The 23,857-nt window shown below is 64.8% G+C and carries 20 protein-coding genes and 2 rRNA genes; 17 read left to right on the forward strand and 5 right to left on the reverse strand.

Annotated elements, in window-relative coordinates; genetic code table 11:
• From DNX69_RS23080 to DNX69_RS23110, 7 genes are all read left to right on the forward strand, one after another.
• Positions 1-129 (forward strand): 23S ribosomal RNA (locus tag DNX69_RS23080); the annotation flags it as partial.
• Positions 130-204: 75 nt separating this feature from the next.
• Positions 205-319, forward strand: a 5S ribosomal RNA gene (gene rrf / locus DNX69_RS23085).
• 271 nt (positions 320-590) lie between these two features.
• A complete protein-coding gene (locus tag DNX69_RS23090) occupies positions 591-1,175 on the forward strand; it encodes a hypothetical protein (protein WP_110788357.1) in 585 nt (194 codons plus the stop codon).
• A gap of 226 nt (positions 1,176-1,401) precedes the next feature.
• Complete coding sequence (locus tag DNX69_RS23095; RefSeq protein WP_110788358.1) at positions 1,402-3,732, forward strand: TonB-dependent siderophore receptor; 2,331 nt, start codon at positions 1,402-1,404, stop codon at positions 3,730-3,732.
• Positions 3,733-3,736: 4 nt separating this feature from the next.
• Positions 3,737-4,882, forward strand: a complete 1,146-nt coding sequence (locus DNX69_RS23100) for a PepSY-associated TM helix domain-containing protein (protein WP_110788359.1) — start codon at positions 3,737-3,739, stop codon at positions 4,880-4,882.
• A 110-nt stretch (positions 4,883-4,992) separates the two neighbouring features.
• Positions 4,993-5,541 (forward strand): glucosyltransferase, encoded by a 549-nt coding sequence (locus tag DNX69_RS23105; RefSeq protein WP_110788360.1) that lies wholly within the window; start codon positions 4,993-4,995, stop codon positions 5,539-5,541.
• Between the two features lie 46 nt (positions 5,542-5,587).
• Entirely contained in the window at positions 5,588-6,136 is a 549-nt protein-coding gene (locus tag DNX69_RS23110; RefSeq protein ID WP_425327323.1) for a methylated-DNA--[protein]-cysteine S-methyltransferase, read from the forward strand.
• A gap of 16 nt (positions 6,137-6,152) precedes the next feature.
• On the opposite strand, the gene DNX69_RS23115 is transcribed toward DNX69_RS23110, so the two are convergent.
• From DNX69_RS23115 to DNX69_RS23125, 3 genes are all read right to left on the reverse strand, one after another.
• Positions 6,153-6,770, reverse strand: coding sequence for a glutathione S-transferase family protein (locus DNX69_RS23115; RefSeq protein ID WP_110788362.1), 618 nt, complete (start codon positions 6,768-6,770; stop codon positions 6,153-6,155).
• Positions 6,771-6,903: 133 nt separating this feature from the next.
• Entirely contained in the window at positions 6,904-7,746 is an 843-nt protein-coding gene (locus tag DNX69_RS23120; protein WP_110788363.1) for a fumarylacetoacetate hydrolase family protein, read from the reverse strand.
• A 109-nt stretch (positions 7,747-7,855) separates the two neighbouring features.
• The gene (locus tag DNX69_RS23125; protein ID WP_110788364.1) at positions 7,856-8,704 is read right to left on the reverse strand and encodes an MBL fold metallo-hydrolase; all 849 of its coding nucleotides are present in this window, start codon (positions 8,702-8,704) and stop codon (positions 7,856-7,858) included.
• Between the two features lie 138 nt (positions 8,705-8,842).
• Between DNX69_RS23125 and DNX69_RS23130 the strand changes: the two genes are divergently transcribed.
• The 4 genes from DNX69_RS23130 to DNX69_RS23145 all read left to right on the forward strand — a co-directional run bounded on the left by DNX69_RS23130 (position 8,843) and on the right by DNX69_RS23145 (position 12,504).
• Positions 8,843-9,256, forward strand: coding sequence for a DUF3775 domain-containing protein (locus DNX69_RS23130; RefSeq protein WP_110788365.1), 414 nt, complete (start codon positions 8,843-8,845; stop codon positions 9,254-9,256).
• 179 nt (positions 9,257-9,435) lie between these two features.
• A complete protein-coding gene (locus tag DNX69_RS23135; RefSeq protein ID WP_110788478.1) occupies positions 9,436-10,101 on the forward strand; it encodes a Crp/Fnr family transcriptional regulator in 666 nt (221 codons plus the stop codon).
• 145 nt (positions 10,102-10,246) lie between these two features.
• Positions 10,247-10,855, forward strand: coding sequence for a nuclear transport factor 2 family protein (locus DNX69_RS23140; RefSeq protein WP_110788479.1), 609 nt, complete (start codon positions 10,247-10,249; stop codon positions 10,853-10,855).
• A gap of 110 nt (positions 10,856-10,965) precedes the next feature.
• Positions 10,966-12,504, forward strand: a complete 1,539-nt coding sequence (locus DNX69_RS23145) for a class I adenylate-forming enzyme family protein (RefSeq protein ID WP_110788480.1) — start codon at positions 10,966-10,968, stop codon at positions 12,502-12,504.
• Positions 12,505-12,653: 149 nt separating this feature from the next.
• On the opposite strand, the gene DNX69_RS23150 is transcribed toward DNX69_RS23145, so the two are convergent.
• Complete coding sequence (locus tag DNX69_RS23150; protein WP_110788481.1) at positions 12,654-12,869, reverse strand: SlyX family protein; 216 nt, start codon at positions 12,867-12,869, stop codon at positions 12,654-12,656.
• A gap of 246 nt (positions 12,870-13,115) precedes the next feature.
• Here DNX69_RS23150 and ggt point away from each other — a divergent pair, with 246 nt between their 5' ends.
• Entirely contained in the window at positions 13,116-14,702 is a 1,587-nt protein-coding gene (gene ggt / locus DNX69_RS23155) for a gamma-glutamyltransferase (protein WP_110788366.1), read from the forward strand.
• A gap of 110 nt (positions 14,703-14,812) precedes the next feature.
• Here the strand turns inward: ggt and DNX69_RS23160 are convergent, their stop codons facing one another.
• Positions 14,813-15,028, reverse strand: a complete 216-nt coding sequence (locus DNX69_RS23160) for a CsbD family protein (RefSeq protein ID WP_110788367.1) — start codon at positions 15,026-15,028, stop codon at positions 14,813-14,815.
• A gap of 390 nt (positions 15,029-15,418) precedes the next feature.
• Here DNX69_RS23160 and DNX69_RS23165 point away from each other — a divergent pair, with 390 nt between their 5' ends.
• The 5 genes from DNX69_RS23165 (at position 15,419) to DNX69_RS23185 (ending at position 23,805) form a co-directional block, all read left to right on the forward strand.
• Entirely contained in the window at positions 15,419-18,043 is a 2,625-nt protein-coding gene (locus tag DNX69_RS23165) for a hybrid sensor histidine kinase/response regulator (RefSeq protein WP_110788368.1), read from the forward strand.
• Positions 18,044-18,276: 233 nt separating this feature from the next.
• A complete protein-coding gene (locus DNX69_RS23170; protein ID WP_110788369.1) occupies positions 18,277-19,383 on the forward strand; it encodes an efflux RND transporter periplasmic adaptor subunit in 1,107 nt (368 codons plus the stop codon).
• 21 nt (positions 19,384-19,404) lie between these two features.
• On the forward strand, positions 19,405-22,539 hold the full coding sequence (locus tag DNX69_RS23175; RefSeq protein ID WP_110788370.1) for an efflux RND transporter permease subunit: 3,135 nt from the start codon (positions 19,405-19,407) through the stop codon (positions 22,537-22,539).
• A gap of 17 nt (positions 22,540-22,556) precedes the next feature.
• Positions 22,557-23,171 carry a TetR/AcrR family transcriptional regulator gene (locus DNX69_RS23180; RefSeq protein WP_110788371.1) on the forward strand — a complete coding sequence of 205 codons (615 nt, stop codon included), beginning with the start codon at positions 22,557-22,559 and terminating at the stop codon, positions 23,169-23,171.
• A gap of 16 nt (positions 23,172-23,187) precedes the next feature.
• On the forward strand, positions 23,188-23,805 hold the full coding sequence (locus DNX69_RS23185; RefSeq protein WP_110788372.1) for a flavin reductase family protein: 618 nt from the start codon (positions 23,188-23,190) through the stop codon (positions 23,803-23,805).
• The last annotated feature ends 52 nt before the right edge of the window (positions 23,806-23,857 follow it).

Genomic DNA, 23,857 nt, shown 5'->3' on the forward strand with positions numbered 1-23,857 from the left:
GCGGGAAACCCACCTCAAAACGAGCATTCCCTTGAGAACCGTGGAAGACGACCACGTTGATAGGCCGGATGTGGAAGTGCAGCAATGCATGTAGCTTACCGGTACTAATCGTTCGATTGGCTTGATTGCTCTCATTATCAGTGTCCACCACACATGTGGTGACCAAGAAACCAGATATTGCTTCGTGCTTTTGTCCTTCGCCGGCCTGGTGGTTGTAGCGAGGAGCCTGAACCCGTTCCCATCCCGAACACGGCCGTTAAACTCCTCAGCGCCAATGGTACTTCGTCTCAAGACGCGGGAGAGTAGGTCGCTGCCAGGCCTGCAAAGGACAAAATCCCCTCAAACATCACGATGACACAGCCAAACACAAAACGCCGCCTTCCTCCGGGAAAGGCGGCGTTTCGCGTTCGGGGCGCATGAAACGCGTTTCCTGTGCGTTCAGCGCGGCATTTGGCAGTGGTTCATCTCGATTGGCCTAGCCTCGCCCCCGTTCCGACTCGATCTGTCGTCAGATTGATCGTGAACCGCGGTGCTCGCGTCACGTTTCACAACGGTCGCCTGCAAGCCAGGTCCACCCGAGGAGATCGTTCATGCCTTTTGCCCTTCGTCCCGTCGTCGTTGCTCTCGGCGCTGGTGTCATCGCCGTCGCACTTGCTTCGGCTTCGACCACTGCGGTGTTCGCTCAGGCGAACAAAGCCGCGCCGTCGGCCCCGGCCGCTGCCGAGCCGGCAATGAAGGAAATCACTCTCACCGATAAGCAGATCCAGGGTGTGCTCGCTGCGCACAAGGACGTCGATGCGATCGCTGCCAAGCTGCCGGATGATCAGGACTCCAAGCCTGATCCGAAGGTGCTGAAGCAACTCGATGACGCGGCCAAGAAGCACGGCTTTGCGTCCTACGACGAATACAGCGATGTGATCGAAGCGATCGGCATGGTGCTGGCCGGCACGGATCCCAAGACCAAGACCTATGTGGGCCCCGCCGCCGCGTTGAAGGATCAGATTGCTGCGGTCGAAGCCGACACCAAGATGTCAGCCGACGACAAGAAACAGGCGCTCGCCGACCTCAATGAAGCTGCGAAGAATCCTGGGCCGGCTGTGACCAACAAGACCAATATCGATCTGGTGCTGAAGAATTACGATGCGCTGTCCCAGGCGCTCGAGGACGACGAATAGCCGTCACCGGAAAAGCCGAGCTCGTTAAGCGTCGCCTCTGTCTCGAGAGGCGGCGCTGTCGTGTCGCGCGGCTTCTGCTGGCGCCAAAGGCAGGCGGAGTTGGGGAGCGGTGACCGATGCCGAGACCTCGCGGCTGCCTTAGACCGATTCCAGGCTCACTCGCATTCTCCTGGTTGCTTGCTTCTGCTAGGCGATCGCATCTATTGCGACGCAACAGAAGAGCCAGATGTCCGACCGATCCACTGCCCGCCGCCGAGCCCATCGGGCTCTCCTGACGAGTTGCGGCACTGTGGTCGGCCGTGTCGCATTCGGCTCGGCCGTGTGCTGGGTGGCGATGCTGCCGCGAGTCGCGGATGCGCAGGCGCAATCTCAACAACTGCCGAGCGTCACCGTCGAGGCACCTAATCGTGCGGTTGCAGCTCGGTCCGTGCCAGAGCCGCAGCGAAACACGCGTGCCCCCATCAGAAGGCAGGCGCGTCGCACGCCAGTCGCTGCGCCGCCGAGCCCGTCCGAGCGAGCAGCGGCAGCTGCCACGCAACTGAACGAAGCCAAACTCGGCTACCGAGCGATGCCGAGTCCGACCACGCTGCGGAGCGGCGCGTCACCGCTCGACACCTCGCAAGCTGTCGCAGTCGTCCCTGAGCAGGTGCTCAAGGATCAATTGCCGCGCAATCTCGATGATGCGCTCGCCAACGTCTCCGGCGTGACCCAGACCAACACGCTGGCGGGCTCGTTCGATGCCGTGATCCGTCGCGGTTTCGGCGAGAACCGTGACGGCTCCATCATGCGCAACGGCATGCCGTTGGTTCAGGGACGCAGCCTTGGACCCACGGTCGAAAGCGTCGAGGTGTTGAAGGGGCCGGCGTCGCTGTTGTACGGGATTCAGTCGCCGGGCGGGGTCGTCAACACCATCAGCAAGCGGCCGGAGCTGTATCAGCACGGCTCGCTCACCCTGATCGGCTCGACCTTCGGCGGCGGCCACAATGGCGCCAATGCGATCTTCGATCTGACCGGGCCGCTCGGCACCGGCGGCTTGGCCTATCGGGTGATCGGCTCGGGTCTCGACGAGGACTATTGGCGTAACTTCGGCGCCAACCGCGAGCGGCTGCTGGCGCCGTCGCTGGCCTGGTACGGCGAGTCCACCACGGTGCAGCTGTCTTACGAGCACCGCGATTTCAGCTATCCGTTCGACCGCGGCACCGCCTTCGTCAAGGGCGCGCCGCTGGCGATCCCGGCGACGCGCCGCCTCGACGAGGCGTTCAATCGCACCTGGGGCCAATCGGATCTGCTGCAGGCATCGGTCGACCAGCGCCTCGACGATAACTGGAAGCTGACCGCCGCCTACAGCTACAACCGCGAGATCTACGAAGCCAATCAGCTCCGTATCACCGCCGTCGACCCGGTCACCGGGATCGAGAAGCGCAGCAACGACGGCACGCATGGTGCGCTCGCTTATGTGGGCTACGGCACGTCCTATCTGCGGGGCGATGTCTGGCTCGGCGGTTTTCGCAACGAGGTGCTGATCGGCGGCGAGGCGCAACGCCGGGTGATCTATCGCCAGGATCTGATCCGGCAGGCGACGCCGACCTTCAACTTCTACGATCCCGTCTACGGCCGCGTCGGGCCGGGCACCACGGTGTCGGCGTCGGACAGCGACCAGACCGACCGGCTGGAGACCCGCGCCGTGTTCGCGCAGGACACACTGCACCTGACCGACCGGTTCTCGCTGGTCGGCGGCCTGCGCTGGATGGACTACGAGCAGCTTGCAGGCCGGGGACGGCCGTTCAATGCCAACACCGACCTCAGCGGCAACAAGCTGCTGCCGCTCGGCGGCGCCGTCTTCAAGCTCACCGATCAGATCTCGCTCTACGCCAGCTACACCCAGTCGCTGCAGCCGACATCGAGCATCGCGCCGCTGAGCGGCGGTTATGTGATCGGGGCAAGCGTCGCGCCGGAGGAGGGCACGCAGTACGAAACCGGCGTCAAGTTCGATCTCGACAAGCGCCTCTCCGGCACGCTCGCGTTGTACGACATCGAGAAGAAGAACGTGCTGGTGTCGCAGTTCAACGCGGGGACCGGCCTCAACGAATATCGCGCCGCCGGCAAAGTCCGCTCGCGCGGCGTCGAGTTCGATGTCACCGGCCGTCTGACTGACCATTGGAGCACGATCGCGTCCTATGGCTACACCGACGCCATCGTCACCGACGATCCCGCGCTCGTCGGAAAGCGGCTGCAAAACGTCGCGATGAACACGGCGTCGCTGTTCCTGGTCTACGATTTCGGCACTGCGCTGCCGGGCCGGCTCCGGCTCGGCGGCGGCGCCCGCTACGTCGGCGACCGGCCGGGCGATAGCGACAACTCTTTCGTATTGCCGTCCTACACGGTAGCCGACCTGTTCGCGACCTACGAGGTCAATTACGGGCGAACGCCGGTGGTCTACCAGTTCAACGTCAAGAACCTGTTCGATACGGTGTACTACCCGTCCGCCGTGAATTCCCTGAACGTCGCGCTCGGCGACGCCCGGCGCTTTTCGCTGGCCGCAACCGTCAAGTTCTAGCGCGATGCGGGCGACGACGCTCAAGGCCATCCTGTTGCAACTCCATTCCGTGGCGGGATTGGTGCTTGCGGCGGTGCTGGTGCTGGTGGCGCTGACCGGCGCGGTGATGAGTTTCGAAGATGAAATCCGCGGCGCCTTGGATGCCGGCCGCGTGCAGCCCGCAGCGAACCCGTTATCGAGGATGCAGCCGGATGCGCTGATCGCGAAACTGCAGGCCGGCGCCGATCCGGTCGCATCGATCACGATGCCGCGCGCCGCGACGTCCGCCGTCGAGGTCCGGTTCGCGCGCAAGCCGGATCACACCCGGCCGGCGCCGCTCTATCTCGATCCCTACACTGGCGACAGTCTCGGCCATCCGGCCGCCGACGCGTTCTTTGTGACGGTCCGCAAGCTGCACCGCTGGCTGCTGCTGCCGGGCGACGGCAACGGTTATGGCCGGACGATCACCGGCGTGACTGTGCTCGGACTGCTGACCATGCTGCTCACCGGGCTGGTGCTGCGATGGCCGCATCGTCCCGGCAGCATCAGGGTGTGGCTGAAGCCGCACTGGCAATTGCGCGGACGCGGACTGCACCGGTCGCTGCACGCCGTCATCGGAACCTGGGTGTTGCTGGTCTACCTGATCATGACGCTGACCGGACTGTGGTGGTCGTTCGACTGGTACAAGGCCGCCGCGACCTGGCTTCTGGCGAGATCGCCGGTCACGACACAGCGTCCGAATCGTCCCGCCGTGCCCGAAGCGCCGTCCGTGCCGGTTTCGCTGGATCGGGTCTGGGCGACGTTCGTGACAGAGCGTGGGGACAGGTTCGCCGCCGCCCGCCTGACGCTGCCGTCCGGCCGCGACAGCACCGTCCGGGTCCGCGCTTGGCTGACCGACGCCCGCGACGGTGTGCACGACGACTTCCGGATCGACGGCCGGACCGGCCAAATCCTGTCCGCCGACCTCTATGCAGACAAGACGATCGGCGAAAAGGTACTGGCGCGCTTGCTCGACATCCACCGCGGCAGCATTTTCGGGTGGCCCGGTCAGTTGCTGTTCATGCTGGCGGCGGCGGCGATGCCGTTGTTCGGTGTGACCGGGGTGCTGCTGTATCTGTCGCGCCGGCGTCACAAGCGGATGCAGCTCGCCGCCCGCGGCAACGCCGGCTAACCCGACGTCGGGGATGAGCCCGGCGGCCGAAATGTTGCGCCGCGCCGATCCGCCGCGCTATAAGCCCTCGGTCAAGTCACCCCGACCCGTCGCGAACCAACCGCCGCGTCATGAAAATCTTGCTGGCGGTCTTCCAACTCGAAAAGCAGAGCGGCAAAGAACGCGATTGCATCGCCATCGCGCGCCATCTCGCCGGTCGCGGCCACGCCGTCACCATCGTCACCACCATCCCGTCGCCCGAACCGCTCGACCGGATCGTCACCGTCCGGGTGAAGGCTCGCGGCCTGACCAATCACCGCCGGGCGCGCAATTTCGCCCGCGCCGTCCGCGAGCACCGCCGTCAGCATCAGCCGGATGCGCTGCTGTCGTTCGAACTGGTGCCGGGTGCCGATTTTCACTACGTCGCCGACGATGCGGCGATCCTGCGCGACCGGCTGTGGGCGTGGCCGCCGCGGCAACGAATCCGGCTGGCGCTGGAGCGCGGCGTGTTCGCCGCAGCCTCGCGCACCGAGCTGTGGTTCCTGACCCAGGACCAGCTCGACGCCTATCATATTGCCTACGACTTCGATCCGGCCCGCGCCCGTGTGCTGCCGGCGGATCCGAAGAAGCTTCTGGCCACGGTCGCTGCGCGGCTGGAGCAGCACGTCCCGGCGGCGTGAAATCGGGTGGCTGAGCCAGTCCGGCCGTCGTAATCTCGGTGCCATGATGCCGACCAGCCAGCACAATCACGCCCTGTTCGACACGGCGATCGGCCGCTGCGGCATCGTTTGGGGTTCCCGTGGGATCGTTGCAGTGCAACTGCCGCAACCCACCGAACCACAGACCCTCGCCCGGATCATGCAGCGTCATGCCGACAGCGCCGAAGCGCCGCCGCCGGCCGACGTTCAGCTCGCGATCGACGGGATCGTCGCGCTGCTCGAAGGCGCGGCGATCGATTTCACCGGCGTCGCGCTGGATCTCGACGGCACGTCCGCGTTTCAGCGCCGGGTCTACGACATCGCCCGCAGCATTCCGGCCGGCAGGACGCTGACCTATGGCGACATCGCCAAGCAGCTCGGCGGCGTGGAGCTGTCGCGCGAGGTCGGCCAGGCTTTGGGGCGCAATCCGTGCCCGATCATCGTGCCGTGCCACCGCGTGCTCGCCGCCGGGGACAAGCCCGGCGGCTTCTCGGCCAATGGCGGCGTCGCCACCAAGCTGAAGCTGCTGGCGATCGAAGGCGCGGCGGTCAACTACACGCCGAGCCTGTTCGACTGAGTCGAGCCGCCGATGCTCAGGCAGCTGGCGGCACCGACACCTTCAGCGACTCCCGCTGCATCATCCGCTGATAAAACGCGTCGAGATTGGGATAGGCCGCGCGCCAGCCGCAATCGGCAAAGCGGAAGTCGGCATAGCCGAGCACGCAGGCAAGCGCGATCTGCGCGATCGTCAGCGGCCCGTTCAGCATTGCGGTATCGCGATCGAACCGGGCCATGCCGGCCCAGGCGCGCGCCCAGTGATCGTCGTACCAGCCCTGCCAGAACAGCTCCTTCGGCCGCACCAGCTTCTCGTAGCGGCACAGCAGCATCGAATCCAGCATGCCCTGCAGCATCGAGTGGTCGCTCTTCACCCGCCAGCGTTCCGGTCCCGACGCCGGGATCAACTTGCCGCCGCCGGCGAGGTCGTCGAGATATTCGGCGATCACATAGGAGTCGACGATCACCTCGCCATTGTCGAGGATCAGCGCCGGCAGCTTCTTCAGCGGATTGACCTCGTGCATGTACTGCTCGTTGGCCTGCGCCGGGATCACGGTCGCAGTCACGAACTCGATCCGGTCGATCAGTCCGAGTTCGATCGCCGCGATCCGCACCTTGCGGGCGAACGGCGAGGCTTGGGAGAAAGAGAGTTTCATCAGATAAGGTCCTCAGGGACGAAGCGTTGTTGCTTTCGCCGTCATTGCGAGGAGCGAAGCGACGAAGCAATCCAGTCTCGCGCGAATGGCGCTGGATTGCTTCGCTTCGCTCGCAATGACGGCGTGGATATCCTTACGCCGCCACGATGGTCTGTTTCTGCTCGCCGAGACCTTCGATGCCGAGGGTGACGACGTCGCCGACCTCGAGGAACTGCGGCGGCTTCTTGCCCATGCCGACGCCGGGCGGCGTGCCGGTGGTGATGATGTCGCCGGGCATCAGCGTCATCAGCTCCGACAGATACGACACGATCTTCGGCACGTTGAAAATCATGGTCGTGGTCGAGCCGGTCTGACAGCGCTGACCGTTGACGTCGAGCCACATCCCGAGCTTGTGGACGTCGGCGATCTCGTCCTTGGTGACGACCCATGGTCCGAGCGGACCGAACGTGTCGTGCGACTTGCCCTTGGTCCACTGCCCAGCTCGCTCGATCTGGAAGTGACGCTCGGAGACGTCGTTGCACACCGCGTAGCCGGCCACATAATTCAGCGCGTCGGCTTCGCTGACGTATTTGGCGCGGGTGCCGATGATCACCGCAAGCTCGACTTCCCAATCGAGCTTGGTCGAGCCGCGCGGCTTCTCGACGTCGTCGTTCGGTCCGCACAGCGAGTTGTTGGCCTTCATGAATACGATCGGCTCGGCCGGGATCGGCATGTTGGCTTCGGCGGCGTGATCGGCGTAGTTCAGGCCGATCGCGATGAACTTCGGCGCGCCGCCGACCGGTGAACCGAGCCGCGGCTGGCCGGGCACGGCAGGCAGTCCGGCGACATCGAGCGCCGCCAGCTTGGCGAGGCCGGCGAGCGAAAACGCCTCGCCGGCGAGGTCGGCGATCTGTCCGGACAGATCGCGAAGCTGGCCGGACTGATCGATCAGTCCTGGCTTCTCGTGGCCGACGACACCATAACGAACGAGCTTCATCCGGCGTTTCCTCCGCAGTATTGCAGGTAGTCCAACTGATGGACCAGTGGTGAGTCGAGTTCAATACATGCTGGCGCCGCCGGGCTATGCACGCCACCGCTGCGAGCTGTCATAGCTGCGCCACAAGGCGGAAGGCGTCGCCGTCGCGCACGATCCGGCCCGGTCCGAAATGCCCGCCGAACAGCAGAGTCGGCGTATCGGCAAAGCGCGAGAACAGCCGGCGCCGCGTCTCGATCGATTGCAGCGGATCGGAGTCGAAGCTGGACGACCAATCCAGCCGCGCCATCTGGCAGGGGTGATGCGCAACGTCGCCCGACAGCACCGCTTCTTCGCCCTCGGAGCGAATGTGCAGCGCAACGTGTCCGGGGCTGTGGCCGGGCGTCGGGATCAGCGTGATCTCGTCGGCGATCTGCGCATCGCTATCGACCAGATCGACCACACCCGCATCGATCACTGGTTGCACCGAGTCGGCAAATACCGCGGCGTGCGCCGCGTCGGTGGAATGCGTCTTCCAGTAATCATACTCGACGCGGCCGAACAGGTAGCGCGCCTTGGCAAAGGTCGGCACCCATTGCCCGTCCACCAGTCTGGTGTTCCAGCCGACGTGGTCGACGTGCAGGTGCGTGCAGACCACGGTGTCGACGCTGTCGGCCGGATAGCCGGCGCGTTCCAGATCCTGCAGGAACGGCTTGTCCAGCCCGTTCCAATGCGGCACGCCGCGGCCCTGCTTGTCGTTGCCGATGCAGGTATCGACCACGATCCGTCGGGTCGGCGTTTCCACCACCCAACTATGTACCGACATCGTCAGCCGCCCCTCGTCATTGGCGAACTGCGGCGTCAGCCAAGGCATGGTCTGAATTTGCTGAGGGGTAGCTTGCGGCAGGATGAACCGGGTCCCGCCGGTCATCTCCATCTCGACGATTTTTGTGATTTTGACCTTGCCGACTGACCACGCCATCCCACGTCTTCTCCCAGGCTTTTGTTTTGCCCGAACATGCGGGTTTTGCGGTCGTGGCGCAATGGATCGCGTCGCGCTGCGATGCGTTAGCCTGGCCGAGGACTGCGCCGCAGGCGGCGCGAAAACGGAGGATGGACGATGCCCGAGCTCGCGATTTCGACCGACAAGGTCGCGTTTCTGATCGAGAAGGCGCGTGAATTCGACGTCAAGGAAGGCGTCAGCGATGCGGATTCCGGATCGAACGGCGCCGACGACAACATGGTGGACGTGCTCGAGGACACCGGCAGCGACCCGGTGGTGCAGGAGATCAGCAGCTTCATCGGCGCAATGACCGAAGAAGAGCAGATCGACCTCGTCGCCTTGATGCGTCTGGGGCGTGGCGACGGCAGCCTCGACGAATGGGACGATCTCCGCCGCGAGGCGGCCGAAGGCCGCAACGGTCACACCGCGCGCTACTTGCTCGGCGAGCCGCTGCTCGGTGATTACCTCGCCGATGGGTTGGAGGAGTTCGGTCTGTCCTGGAATGACGAACGGACCACGCCGGTGGTCTGATCAGCCGCGGCCTTAAGGCTGATGATTCGTTAACTGCGTTCGTTGCGCTCCCCGCTCGCGCAGCGCCCTTCGTAACATCCCGAGGAAATCAGTTTTACCAGTGAATCCATCGTTCTAGGGGCTATTCTACGGCAACTTTGATCAAGCGATCCAACGCTGATCAATCCGTGGAGGCGATGATGAAGCTGGATGCCGGTCTCGATCCCCGCGACCTGCTGCGCAAGCTCGGCACGGGCAGTTCGATCGCGAAATTCGCCAAGAATCAGACGGTTTTCGCGCAGGGGGACGATGCCGACAGTGTTCATTTGCTGCTGCAGGGACGCATCAAAGTCGTGGTGCTGTCGGAGGAAGGCAAAGAGGCTGCGACGGGGATCGTCGCGCCCGGGCAGTTCTTCGGTGACGGCTGCCTGGTCGGGGAGCAAACGCGCGCCACCACCACTATCGCGATGCAAGAGTGCGTGGTTGCGACTATCCCGAGTGCGCGGTTGATCGAGACGCTGCGAGTGCAACCGGACTTCGCCGAATTGTTCGTGCGGCATCTGCTGCTGCGCAACCGGCGGATCGAAGAGGATCTGCTTGATCAGTTGTTCAACTGCAGTGAGAAACGGCTGGCGCGGCTGTTGCTCCGCTTGGCCGAGTTCGATCAGGGCCGTGAACCGCAGCCGATCGCGCCGCACATCAGCCAGGAGACGCTGGCGGAGATGATCGGCACCACGCGATCGCGTGTCAGCTACTTCATGAACAAGTTCCGCAAGCTCGGATTGATCAGCTACGATCGCACCATCGAGGTGCATCCGGCCCGGCTCAGCGCCGTGCTGCACGGTCGGGAAGCGGCCCGAAGCTAGTTGCGCCGCTGCATTTTCCCCGGCGCTGCGGTCAAGGCATTCGCAGGGCTTCGGACCGCAAAACCGCTATTCGCTTTTGCCCGATACGCGCGGCAGCGCCGCCACTATAATGCACCCCGCGCGCAAGACGCAGGGCGGAAACGGCATGGACGACAAGGAGCGGCACGATCGGCTCGCGATCCGCGCACTGATCGAGAACTGGGTGGTGTGGCGGGACGCTGGCGATTGGGACCGATTCCGTAGCGTCTGGTTCGACGACGGCCGGATGATGGCGACCTGGACGCAAGGCACCGCCGACGAATTCATCGCGATGAGCAAGGCCGGCTGGGTCAAGGGCGTGTCGATCCTGCACTTCCTCGGCGGCCAGTCGATCGACCTCGCCGGCAGTCGCGCGATCTCGCAGACCAAGATGGCGATTTCGCAGCGCGCCAGCGTGCACGACGTCGTGGTCGATGTCGTCTGCACCGGCCGTTTCTACGATTTTCTCGAAAAGCGCGATGGCCGTTGGGGCCTGGTGCTGCGCCAGCCGATCTATGAGAAGGACCGGATGGATCCGGTCGACCCTGCGGCGAAGCTGTCGCTCGATCCGGGTCTGCTCGCGCAGTTCCCGGAAGGCTATCGTCACCTCGCTTACTTGCAGAGCGGCCTCGGCTATCCGATCAAGCGCGACATGCCGGGGCTGAAAGGCGACGCCGTCGAGCGGCTGTACGCCAGCGGCGCGAAGTGGTTGAAAGGCGAGGCTTTGGATCGCTGACGCGAGCTGATTTGTCTCGCACGCCATTGCGAGCGATTGCGTCGTCGGTTCGCTTTTCGCGATGGCAGAGCCCTGTTCGAACTCGATAACCAAGAAACGTGGAGACCGAAATGCCCGACTTCATCACTCTTCCTGCCCTGGTCCGCGGTACCGCGCAGGCGCGGCCGGACCGGATCGCGGTGATCGACGGGGAACGGCAATTGCGCTACGCGGAATTCGATGCGCTGATTGATCGCATCGCCGCGACGTTGCAGCGCGACGGTCTGAAGCCGACCGACACCATCTCGATCTGCGCGCTGTCGTCGATCGAATACGTGGCGACCTTCCTCGGCGCGCTGCGCGCCGGCGTTGCCGTGGCGCCGCTGGCGCCGTCGTCGACGGCCAAGGATTTCTCCGCGATGGTGCGGGACTCCGGCGCCAAGATCCTGTTCACGGACGACTTTGCCGCCAGTGCGATGAAGGACGCCGAGATCGATCCTGCGGTGAAGCGAGTGGCGTTCGACGATGGCACGAGCGGCGAAGCGTTCTCGCGCTGGCTGGTGCCGGAAGGTACCAAGCCTGCGCCGGTGACGATCGATCCGGAGTGGGTGTTCAACATCATCTACTCGTCGGGCACCACCGGCACGCCGAAAGGCATCGTCCACAGCCACCGGATGCGCTGGGCGCAATACGGCAAGCTCGATCCGATCGGTTTCGGCCCCGAGGCAGTGACGCTGCTGTCGACGCCGCTTTATTCCAACACCACGCTGGTGTGTTTCAATCCGACGCTCGCCGGCGGTGGCACTGTGGTGCTGATGAAGAAGTTCGACGCCCGCGGCTTCCTCGAATTGGCGCAGAAGCATCGGGTCACCCACGCGATGCTGGTGCCGGTGCAATATCGCCGGATCATGGCGCTGCCGGAGTTCGATCAATTCGACCTGTCGTCGTTCCAGATGAAGTTCTGCACCTCGGCGCCGTTCGCGCCCGAGTTGAAGGCCGATATTTTGAAGCGCTGGCCGGGCGGCCTGACCGAGTACTACGGCATGACCGAGGGTGGCGGCTCGTGCACGCTGCTCGCCCACGAATTCCCGAACAAGCTGCACACTGTCGGCCAGCCGCGGCCCGGCCATGAAATCCGGATGATCGACGAGGACGGCAACTTCCTGCCCAACGGTGAGGTCGGCGAAATCGTCGGCCGCTCCGATACCATCATGAAGGGCTACCTCAATCAGCCGGAGAAGACCGCCGAAGTGTTCTGGACCGACAAGAACGGCAACCTCTGGGTGCGCAGCGGCGACGTCGGCCGGTTCGACGCCGATGGCTTCATCACCCTGATGGACCGCAAGAAGGACATGATCATCTCCGGCGGCTTCAACATCTATCCGAGCGACATCGAAGCGGTGGTCGCCAAGCATCCCGACGTGCTCGAAGTCGCGGTCGTCGGCATGCCGTCGGAAGAATGGGGCGAGACCCCGGTGGCCTTCCTGGCGGCACGTCCCGGTCGCGCTATCGACCCTGCCGAGCTGAAGAGCTGGACCAACGGGCAGGTCGGCAAGACCCAGCGGCTCGCCGAAGTCATCCTGGTCGAGTCGCTGCCGCGCAGCGCGATCGGCAAAGTGCTGAAGCGCGAACTCCGCGACCAACGCCTCGGCCTGAAGGCGGCCTCGTGATTACAATCTGACGGTCATTCCGGGACGCTCACGCAGTGAGCGAACCCGGAATCCCGAGGTTGTTGCGACAAGGAGATTCCGGGTTCGCGCTTCGCGCGCCCCGGAATGACGAGGGGAGGGCCTGCGCTCAAGCGGGCGAGCCTTCTCCCTCAATAGTGCGGCGGACGTTCGTTGATCGGAGCGCCGGCGCTGCTCTCGGCCTGGTCGAGCCGCTCGCTCAGCGCAGTAATCTGCCGGGTCAGTGCGTCAATCCGCTTCCACTGCGCCGTGACGGTCTGGTTCAGCGCCTCGATGGTCTCGTCCTGGTAGCTCAGGCGCACTTCGAGCGCTTCGACACGATCGTTCAGATCTTTCTCGCCGGCCATCGCCCGCTCCATTTCGGCTCGATCTCGCCATCGGCTGGCAAGACGCAGAGGTTGTCGCCGGCCCGGATGCAGAGCGCGGCATTGCACGGGCGGGTTTAACAGCGCTGGCACCTGCTGGAAACCGGCCCTCCCAGGGGGATCACGGCCGTCCGCGACGGTCTCGGTGAGGATTGCTCGCGCCCCGCGGAATATGCCAACTAGGCCGGCGCCGGAGCGCGGCGTAACCAACCCAACGAGCTTGTGCCTATGAGGAATTTCCATCTCGCCGGCCGGTCCACCGTTCATGCGCGCAACGGCATGGTCGCGACCTCGCATCCGCAGGCGGCGCTGGCCGCGATCGAGATCCTGAAGGCCGGCGGCACCGCGGCCGACGCCGCGATCGCTGCTTCGGCGCTGCTGGCGGTGATCGAGCCGCAATCCACCGGCATCGGCGGCGACTGTTTCGCTCTGGTGCAGCCCAAGGGCACCGGCAAGATCACCGCCTATAACGGCTCGGGCCGGGCTCCGGCGGCCGCCAAGGCGGAGTGGTTTCTGGAAAAGGGCATCGACGCGATCCCGCTGACCAGCCCGCATTCGGTGACGGTACCCGGTACGATCGACGCCTGGGCGACGATCCTGCGCGATCACGGCCGTTTCGGTCTCGACAAGGTGCTGCAGCCGGCGATCAAGGCGGCGGCGGAAGGCTACGTGGTGGCGCCGCGCATCGCGTTCGACTGGGCCAACGGCTTCACCAAGCTGAAGAAGGGCGCCAACACCGAGCGCTATCTGCTGCCGCACGGCGAAGCCGCCAAGACCGGCGACGTCATTACTCAGCCGGAGCTCGCGAACACGCTGAAGCTGATCGCCGACAAGGGGCCGGACGGCTTCTACAGGGGCGCCGTCGCCGAGGATATGGTCGAGACGCTGCGCGGGCTCGGCGGTCTGCATACGCTGGAAGACTTCGCCGAGCACTCTACTGAAACCACTTCGCCGATCGGCACGATCTACAAGGGCCTCGACGTCTGGCAGTGCCCGCCGAACGGCCCGGGCATCACCATGCTGGTGATGCTGAACATCCTCAGCCGGTTCGATCTCACCAAGTTCGGCCCGCTCAGCGTCGAGCGTTTCCATCTGGAAGCCGAGGCGACCCGCATCGCCTACATGATCCGCGAGCAGCACATCGGCGACCCGCAGCATGTCGATGTCGACGTGCTGCGTATTCTGGCGAAAGAATTCGCCGAGGAGCATTACAGTCAGATCGCGCTCGACAAGCTGCTCGATCTGCCGGTGGTGTCGCCGCCGATGAATCCGTCGACGGTGTACATCACGGTGGTCGATGCGGAGCGCAACGTCTGCTCGTTCATCAACTCGATCGCGCATTCGTTCGGCTCGGCGATCGTGTCGAACAAGACCGGCGTGCTACTGCAGAATCGCGGCGCCGGCTTCCGCATTCAGCCCGGCCACCCGAACTGCATCGCGCCGAAGAAACGCCCGCTCCACACCATCATCCCGGCACTTGCGACCGAGAACGGCCGCGCCCGGATGTCGTGGGGCGTCATGGGCGGCCAGTATCAGCCGGTCGGCCAGGTTCACGTGCTGACCAACGTGCTCGACTACGGACTTGATATACAGGAAGCGATCGATCTGCCGCGCGGCCTGCACTACGAGGACATCTATCAGCTCGAGGATGGCGTGCCGGCCGAGACTGTCGAGGGCCTCAAGGCGCTTGGTCACAAGGTCGTTCCGATCGGCACACCCCATGGCGGCGGTCAGGGTATCTGGATCGATTGGGATAAAGGCACGCTGACCGGCGGTTCCGATCCGCGCAAGGACGGTTGCGCGCTCGGCTACTGATCTCGAGGGCGTTTGATCCAAACGTCCTTGGTCGTTACATGCGAAGACCGGCCCGAGGGCCGGTCTTGCATCTGCTGATCGCCGCCTCGGCGGCGGTCAACGCGCAGAGATCACAGATTCTTGTGCGCGGCGGCGGCGGCCTTGTCGGCCGTATCCTTGACCGCGTCCTTGGCGTTGCCGAGCGCCTGCTGGCCGTGGCCCTTGGCTTCCTGCATCACGCCTTCGCCCTGCAACTTGTCCGAACCGGTGGCTTCGCCGATTCCCTGCTTGGCCTTGCCGGCGAGTTCGTTGGCCTGACCCTTGATCTTGTCTGTCGTGCTACCCATCAGATCTCTCCTTCGCTTCATGCGCTTCGATGAGGCAACGGGCAGACCCCTCGAACGTTCCCCAGGGTGTGGGTTGCAGTTCGGGAAAAATGCGCGATTTTAGATGGCTTAATAGCTACCTTGTTACCGTTATTAGATCGACTTGGCGGATTGTTAACCCCGGCGGCCGTTGCGCCGGAGGTTCGGCGGTCGAGTTAACGTTCGTGAAGCACCCCCGCCGCATGGTCGATGGCCTATCACCTGACCGACGGGCGACACATGGACGATCGCCGCCGGTGCTGTCGTACGGAAGAAGACTTCATCCTCCCGGACGGCTAAACTGCTCCATGCGAGGCCGCGCACAGAGCAGCGAGGATTCCGATCTAAGGACGGCCGAGAGAGCGCTTCGAGATGTCCGGCCTGTGGCAATCAATGACGGCGGCCTGGGCGTCCCGAACCGACCGGGCTGCGCTACTCGACTTCTGGCTCGGCGGCCGGGGCGGCGGCACGCTGTTGCGCCAGACGGACGTCGATGAGCACGAGATGCGGCGGATCCGCGCCGCACAGATCGACAGCGTCACCCGTCTGACCCCGGTCACGATGAGTATCAACGTCGCCAATGCGGCGCTGATCCTGTTCACGTTCTGGGATAGCAGTGCACGCCCGCAATTGTTGGTGTGGATGGGCCTGATCGTGTTTGCCGCCACCACCGCCGTGAAGTCCTGGCTGAATGCCCGGCTCGAACCCCGACTCGAAGCATCCGACAATGCGATCCAGCGGATGACGCTGCACGCATTGATCCTCGGAGCGGTCTGGGGCGCGATGCCCGTGCTGGTATTCGCCAGCGCGGCGCCGAGCGATCAATTGATCGTCGCCTGCGTCGCCGCCGGCATGATCTCCGGCGGCGCCTTCACGCTGTCGACGGTGCCGCGCGCAGGCCTCGCCTATACCTGGGCGCTGGCCGCCGGCTCGGCCTTATCGCTGGCGATGAGCGACGGTACCGCCTATCGCATCACCGCGGCATTTCTGCTGCTGTATGCGGTGTTCATGTCGCGCAGCCTGGTCTCGCACGGCGAGATGTTCTTCGAAAATCTGCGCGCGAAGTTCGAGCTGGAACGCCAGACCGAAATTATCTCGCTGCTGCTCAAGGATTTCCAGGCCAACGCCAGCGACTGGCTATGGCAGACCGACGCCGATGGCCGGCTGGTGCATGTGCCGGAACGGTTCGTCGAAGTCGCGAAATTGCCGTCCACGCTGCTGGCCGGCGCGACGCTGTCGGACGTGATCGGGATGTTGTGCCCGGAGGACGGCCGCTGCGCGATGGGCGTCGCCGCGAAGATGGCGCAGCGCGAGCCGATGAACGATTTCGTCGTGCATGTCGTGATCGGCGGCTCGCCGCGGCTGTGGTCGCTCACCGCCAAACCGATGGTCGATGCCGCCGGTGAATTCGCTGGTTATCGCGGCGTCGGCCGCGACGTCACCGAGCGCTGGCGCGCCGAGCAGGCCGAGGCCGAGAACCGCGCCAAGTCCAGCTTCCTGGCGATGATGAGCCACGAGATCCGCACTCCGATGAACGGCGTGCTCGGCCTCGCCAACTCGCTGCTCGAAACCAAGCTCGATCTCGAGCAGCAACAGGCCGTCACCACGATCCGCGATTCCGGCGACGATCTGCTGCGCATCCTCAACGACATTCTCGATCTGTCGAAGCTCGAATCCGGCCGGCTCGAATTCGAGCAGGCCGACTTCTCGCCGGCGACTCTGGTGGAATCGGTGCGCGCGATCATCGAGCCGGAGGTCAGGGGCAAGGGTGTCGAACTGAAGGTCGACATCGATCCGCGGCTGCCGCCGTCGCTCAGCGGCGATGCAGCACGGATTCGCCAGGTGCTGCTAAACCTCGCCTCGAATGCCGTGAAGTTCACCGAGCGCGGCTCGATCGCGATCGTGCTGACTTGCGTCAAGCGCAACGACAGCCACGCCACCGTCGAGTGGCAGGTCACCGACACCGGCATCGGCATTTCGGCGGATCGCGTCGGCAGCCTGTTCACCGATTTCGCGCAGGCCGACGTGTCGATCAACCGCCGGTTCGGCGGCACCGGCCTTGGCCTCGCGATCAGCCGCCGGATCGTCGAGCAGATGGGCGGTGACATCGCCGTGACCTCGCGCGAAGGCGAGGGCTCGACCTTCCGCTTCAGCCTCGACCTGCCGTGGAGCAACGCCTGGGTCGCCGATCACCGGCTTGACCGGCTCGGCAGCGACGATCTGCGCACGCGGATCGCGCTGCTCGGTCGGCCGCTCCGCGTGCTGATCGCCGAGGACGACACCACCAACCAGATGGTGGTGATGAAGATGCTGCAGGAATTCGCCGCCGAGATCACTATCGTTTCCGACGGCGGCGATGCGGTCCACGCCGCCGCCGAGGGCGAGTTCGATGTGGTGCTGATGGACGTGCGGATGCCCAATATGGACGGCCTTGCCGCCACCCGTGCGATCCGCGGCAAGGGTGGCGTGCTCGCCAAGCTGCCGATCATCGCACTCACCGCCAACGCATTCCCGGACGACGTCAAAGTGTGCCGTGAGGCCGGGATGAACGATTTCCTCGCCAAGCCGCTGCGCAAGCCTGCGCTTGTCGCCGCCGTGCTGCGGGCGCTGCGCCACGCGCCCGTGCCGCCGCCGTCACTGCCGGTGCCCACGGTGCAGAACGATCTCGATACGCTGGCCGAACTCACCGAGGAGATCGGCCGCGATCAGGTTGCCGAGATGGTGTCGCTGTTCTTCGCCGAAACCGAGCGTCGGATCGCGCTGTTCCGTCGTTTCGTTGAGAACATCGATCGTCAAACTCTCGAGGTCGAGGCGCATTCCCTGAAGGGCGGCGCGCGCACGCTCGGTTTCCATGCGATCGCCGAAATCGCCCTCGCCATCGAGCGGGATGCCGAAACGGCTTCCCCCGAACTGCTCGACCTCCTGACCGGCCAATTGTCCAACGCGCTCGCCGAACTGCGCCGGCACTACGAAGGCAGCCTGAAGTTGGCGAGCTGAAGCTCTTTCAATTGTTTCGTCTGGAAATTCGACGCCGGCCGTCGGGCTGCGGCCCGCGGACCGTTACGGCTTGTCCTGTCAGGTCATCCCTGCTGCGTCGCGCAAGTTGACCCCTAACCCGGCGGGAGACCGCCAAACACCCAAGCTAGTATCACGGATTCCTGATCAGTGATGATTATTGACAATCGTCACTGATCAGCCGACAGTTCCCTGCCGTCTAGGGAGGGCTGTCGATGCGCGCGATTACACTTTTTGATGGGTTTTTCAGACTGTTGGCTGGTTCGTTGCTGGCCGTCGCGATGATCGGTCTCGCCGGCTGCGACAGTAAGGACCCGAAACAGGGACTGTCGAAGCGTCCCGTCCTGATCACCGCTGTGCATTACGCGCCGCAGGCGCCGGAGCGCAGCTTCGTCGGCACCATCAAGCCGCGGACCGAAACCGATCTCGGCTTCCGGGTTGGCGGCAAGGTCGCCAAGCGCTTGGTCGAGGTTGGCCAGAGCGTCGAAGCCGGCCACAAGCTGGCGATCCTCGATCAGACCGATCTGAAGCTGCAGGCCGAGCAGGCCGAAGCGGAGTACAGTGCCGCCAAGGGCGTGCTCGCGCAGGCGATCGCTTCCGAGAACCGCGCCAAGGAGCTGCGGGTCAAGGGCTGGGCGACCGACGCGCAGATGGACCAAGCCCGGGCCGCAGCGGACGAGGCTCGCGCCCGCTTCGCTCGAGCCGAGCGTTCGGTCGAACTGACCCGCAACGCGCTGTCCTATGCCACGCTGGAGGCGGACGGCCCAGGTGTCGTCGCCGCCGTTCTGGTCGAGTCCGGGCAGGTGGTGGCGACCGGCCAGGCTGCATTCCGGCTCGCGCGAATCGGCGAGAAGGAGGCGGTGGTGGCGATCCCGGAGACGCTGATCACTCGCGCCACCAAGGGGCTGGCCGACGTCACGCTGTGGTCGGAGCCTGGCCGGCACTATGCGGCGAAGCTGCGCGAGGTGGCGCCGCTCGCCGATCCCGCGACCCGCACGTTCCTCGCCAAGTTCTCTCTGCCCGATGCCGACGACCGCGTTGCGCTCGGCATGACCGCGACGCTGACCCTCACCGACCCGGACAAAATTCGTGTCGCGCGGGTGCCGCTGTCGGCGCTGTTCAACCAGGGCGGCCAGTCGTCGCTGTACGTCGTCGACGCGGCCGGCGAGGTGAGGCTGAAGGCGGTCGCGGTCAAGGCTTACGAGAGCGAAGACGTGCTGATCGCCGGCGGCGTCGACGAAGGCGACCAGGTGGTCACGCTCGGCGTGCAGAAACTCGATCCTGCCGAAAAGGTGCGGGTGGTGTCGGCTCTGACGTTCTGATCTGCGCTGGGGAGTGCGAAGATGCGTTTCAATTTGTCGGCCTGGGCGGTCCGACATCCGGCGTTGATCCTGTTTCTGATCTGTGCGCTCGGCTTCACCGGTATCTATTCGTATCAGCGGCTCGGACGCGGCGAAGACCCGTCGTTCACCGTCAAGGTCGCGGTGGTGTCGGCGATCTGGCCGGGCGCCACCGCCAAGGAGATGCAGGAACAGGTCGCCGACCCGATCGAGAAGAAGCTGCAGGAGTTGCCATATTTCGAAAAGGTGCAGACCTATTCCAAGGCGTCGTTCACCGCGATGCAGGTGACGTTCCGCGACTCCACGCCGGCGGCGGAAGTGCCGCACCTGCTCTATCTGCTGCGCAAGAAGCTGTGGGACGTGGCGCCGCAACTGCCAAGCAATCTGATCGGCCCGTCGATCAACGATGAATACGGCGACGTCGACTCGATCCTCTACATGATGACCGGCGACGGCGCGAGCTACGCGCAGCTCAAGAAGGCTGCCGAAGGCTTGCGGCAGCGGCTGCTCAAAGTCGCCAACGTCTCCAAGGTCAACATCTATGGTACCCAGGACGAGAAGATCTATGTCGAGTTCTCGCACGCCAAGCTGGCGACGCTCGGGCTGACGCCGCAGGCGATCTTCGACTCGCTCGCCAAGCAGAACGCTGTGGTGCCGGCCGGCACGGTCGAGACCTCGTCGCAGCGCGTGCCGCTGCGCGTGACCGGCGCGCTGGACGGGGCGCAGGCGGTGGCGGAGACGCCGGTCGAGAGCGGCGGCCGGGTGTTCCGGCTCGGGGATGTCGCCGAGATTCACCACGGCTATGTCGACCCGACCGATTACCAGGTCCGGCAGAAGGGCAAGCCGGCGATCGGCATTGGCGTCGTCACCGCCAAGGGCGCCAACATCCTGCAGCTCGGCGAGCAGGTCGGCGCTGCGACGGCGTCGTTCATGGCCGATGTGCCGCAGGGCATCGACATCGAGCAGATCGCCGATCAACCCGATGTGGTGAAACACGCTGTCGGCGAATTCATGCGCTCGTTCGTCGAGGCGCTGGTGATCGTGCTGTTCGTCTCGTTTCTGGCGCTCGGCTGGCGCACCGGTATCGTGGTTGCGTTGTCGGTGCCGCTGGTGCTGGCGATCGTGTTCATCGTGATGAATGCGATGTCGCTCGATCTGCACCGCATCACCCTCGGCGCGCTGATCATTGCACTCGGCCTCTTGGTCGACGACGCCATCATCGCGGTGGAGATGATGGTGGTGAAGATGGAGCAAGGCTGGGACCGCGCCAAGGCGGCGTCGTTCGCCTGGGAGTCGACGGCGTTTCCGATGCTGACCGGCACGCTGGTCACTGCGGCCGGCTTCCTGCCAATCGGTTTCGCCAATTCGAGCGTCGGCGAATATGCCGGCGGCATCTTCTGGATCGTGGCGATCGCGCTGATCGCCTCGTGGTTCGTCGCGGTGATCTTCACGCCCTATATCGGCGTCAAGCTGCTGCCGGACTTCGCCGGTAAGAAGGGCCACAATCCGGACGAGGTTTATCACACCCGGATCTACCGGGCGCTGCGTGCCGCGGTGACGTGGTGCGTGCGCTGGCGCGGCACGGTGGTGATGGCGACGGTCGCGATCTTCGTCGCGGCGGTGGTCGGATTCGGCCACGTCCAGCAACAGTTCTTCCCGCTGTCGGAGCGTCCCGAGCTGTTCCTGCAATTGCGCCTGCCCGAAGGCACCGCCTTCGACGTCACGATGAAATCGGTGAAGGAAGCCGAGACGCTGCTGAAGGACGACGGCGACATCGCGACCTACACGGCTTATGTGGGCAAGGGCTCGCCGCGGTTCTGGCTCGGCCTCAATCCGCAGCTTCCGACCGAATCCTTCGCCGAGATCGTGATCGTCGCCAAGGACGTAGCGGCACGCGAGCGCATCAAGGCGCGGATCGAGCAGGCTGCGCACGACGGCCGGCTCGCGGCGGCGCGGGTGCGTGTCGACCGCTTCAACTTCGGCCCGCCGGTAGGCTTCCCGGTGCAGTTCCGGGTGATTGGGCCGGATACCGCGAAAGTCCGCGAGATCGCCTATCAGGTCCGGGACGTGGTGAAGAAGAACGCCAACGTGGTCGATCCGCACCTCGATTGGAACGAGCAATCGCCGTATCTCAAACTCGTCGTCGATCAGTCGCGTGCCCGCGCGCTCGGGCTGACACCGCAGGACGTGTCGCAGGCGCTGGCGATGCTGATCTCTGGCGCCCAAGTGACCACGGTGCGTGACGGCGTCGAAAAGATCGGCGTGGTCGCACGCGCGGTGCCGAACGAGCGGCTCGATCTTGCCCGGATCGGCGAACTCACCATCACCGCCCGCAACGGCATGGCGGTGCCGCTGTCGCAGGTCGCCAAGGTCGAGTATTCGCACGAGGAGCCGATCCTGTGGCGGCGCAATCGCGACATGGCGATCACAGTGCGCGGCGATGTCGTCGACGGCGTCCAGGCGCCGGACGTCACCAACGCGATCTGGCCACAGCTCGAAAGCATCCGCGCCAATCTGCAACCGGCGTACCGCATCGAGACCGGCGGCGCGATCGAAGAATCAGCAAAGGGCAATGCGTCGATCTTCGTGCTGTTTCCGGTGATGGTGATCGTGATGCTGACGCTGCTGATGATTCAGCTGCAGAGTTTCTCGCGGTTGCTCCTCGTATTCCTCACCGCACCGCTCGGCATCGTCGGCGCCTCGCTTGGTCTCAATGTCGCATCCGCTCCTTTCGGCTTCGTCGCGCTGCTCGGCCTGATCGCGCTCGCCGGCATGATCATGCGCAACACCGTGATCCTGGTCGACCAGATCGAGAGCGATGTCGCGCAGGGCTCGACCCGACGCGAGGCGATCGTCGAGGCGACGGTGCGCCGGGCGCGGCCGGTGGTGCTGACCGCGCTGGCCGCGATCCTGGCGATGATCCCGCTGTCGCGCTCGGCATTCTGGGGACCGATGGCGATCACCATCATGGGCGGCCTGTTCGTCGCCACCTTCCTGACGCTGTTCTATCTGCCGGGCCTGTATGCGCTGTGGTTCCGGAACAGCCTGGACGAGCGCGGCGCCGACGGCGCCGATCTCGCGCCGCAGCATGGTGACGATCGGCAGCGGAGCTTTCCGCTTGCCGCTGCTGCGGAATAATTGAATATCTGCAGGCCATGACTCTTTTGACGGAAAACACCGAAGCCGACATGCGCCGCCGTATCCTGGTGGTGGCCGAGCGGCTGTTCCGCGAAATCGGCTACCAGAAGACCACCGTGGCCGATATCGCCAAGCTGCTGCAGATGAGCCCTGCCAACGTCTACCGCTTCTTCGATTCGAAGAAGGCGATCCACAAGGGCGTGGCGCGACATCTGATGGGCGAGGTCGAGCAGGCCGCCGAGGAGATCGCGCATTCGTCCGGCTCCGCCAGGCAACGGCTGCGCGATCTGCTCACCACCGTGCACCGGATGAATTGCGAGCGCTACATCGGCGACGCCAAGCTGCACGAGATGGTGGCGATCGCGATGGAGGAGAACTGGGACGTCTGCATCGCCCATATGGAGCTGGTCACCGGCACCATTGGCGAGGTGATCGCGCAGGGCGCCGCGAGCGGTGAATTCAAGGTCGCGGATGTGCCGCAGGCGGCGAGCTGCACCTGCGCCGCGATGGTCCGGTTCTTTCACCCGCAGATGATCGCGCAGAGCTTCTCCAAGGAACAGCCGACCCTGGACCAGATGATCGATTTCGTGCTGACTGCGCTCGGCGCCGATCGGGGTGCCGAGGCGCCATAGCAACAGGGACACCCGCGTGACCGATCTGCACTCCTACCAGCCGGCCGAAGGCCACGGCCTGAAGCACGACCCGTTCAATGCCATTATCGCGCCGCGGCCGATCGGCTGGATTTCGTCATGCGATGCCGAGGGCCGCGTCAATCTCGCGCCCTACAGCTTCTTCAACGCCTTCAACTACACCCCGCCGCTGATCGGTTTTTCCTCGACCACCTGGAAGGACACCGTCGCCAACATCCAGCGCACCGGCGAGTTCGTCTGGAATCTGGTGACGATGGATCTGGCGCATGCGATGAACGCGACCTCAGCGACCGTCCCGCACGAGGTCGATGAATTCGCGCTCGGCAATCTCACCAAGCTCGGCAGCGATCTGGTCAAGCCGCCGCGCGTCGCCGAGAGCCCGGTGTCGTTCGAATGCAAGCTGTCGGAAATCGTCCGCCTCAAGGGCGCCGACGGCGTCGAAGTCGACGCCTGGCTGACGATCGGCGAAGTGGTGATGGTGCACATCGACAAGCGCCTGATCGAGGACGGCGTCTATCAGACCGCCGCGGCGCGGCCGATCGTGCGGGCCGGTCGGCGCGGCGACTATTTCGAGATCCGCCCCGAGGCGATGTTCGAGATGCCGCGCCCGGCCTAGCGGCTTGTGAGTCCAGACGGCCGTCGCCTCCGTTTTGGCCCGTCCTGCGGCC

The organism is Rhodopseudomonas palustris (assembly GCF_003226555.1).
In the GTDB taxonomy this organism is placed as follows: domain Bacteria; phylum Pseudomonadota; class Alphaproteobacteria; order Rhizobiales; family Xanthobacteraceae; genus Rhodopseudomonas; species Rhodopseudomonas palustris_I.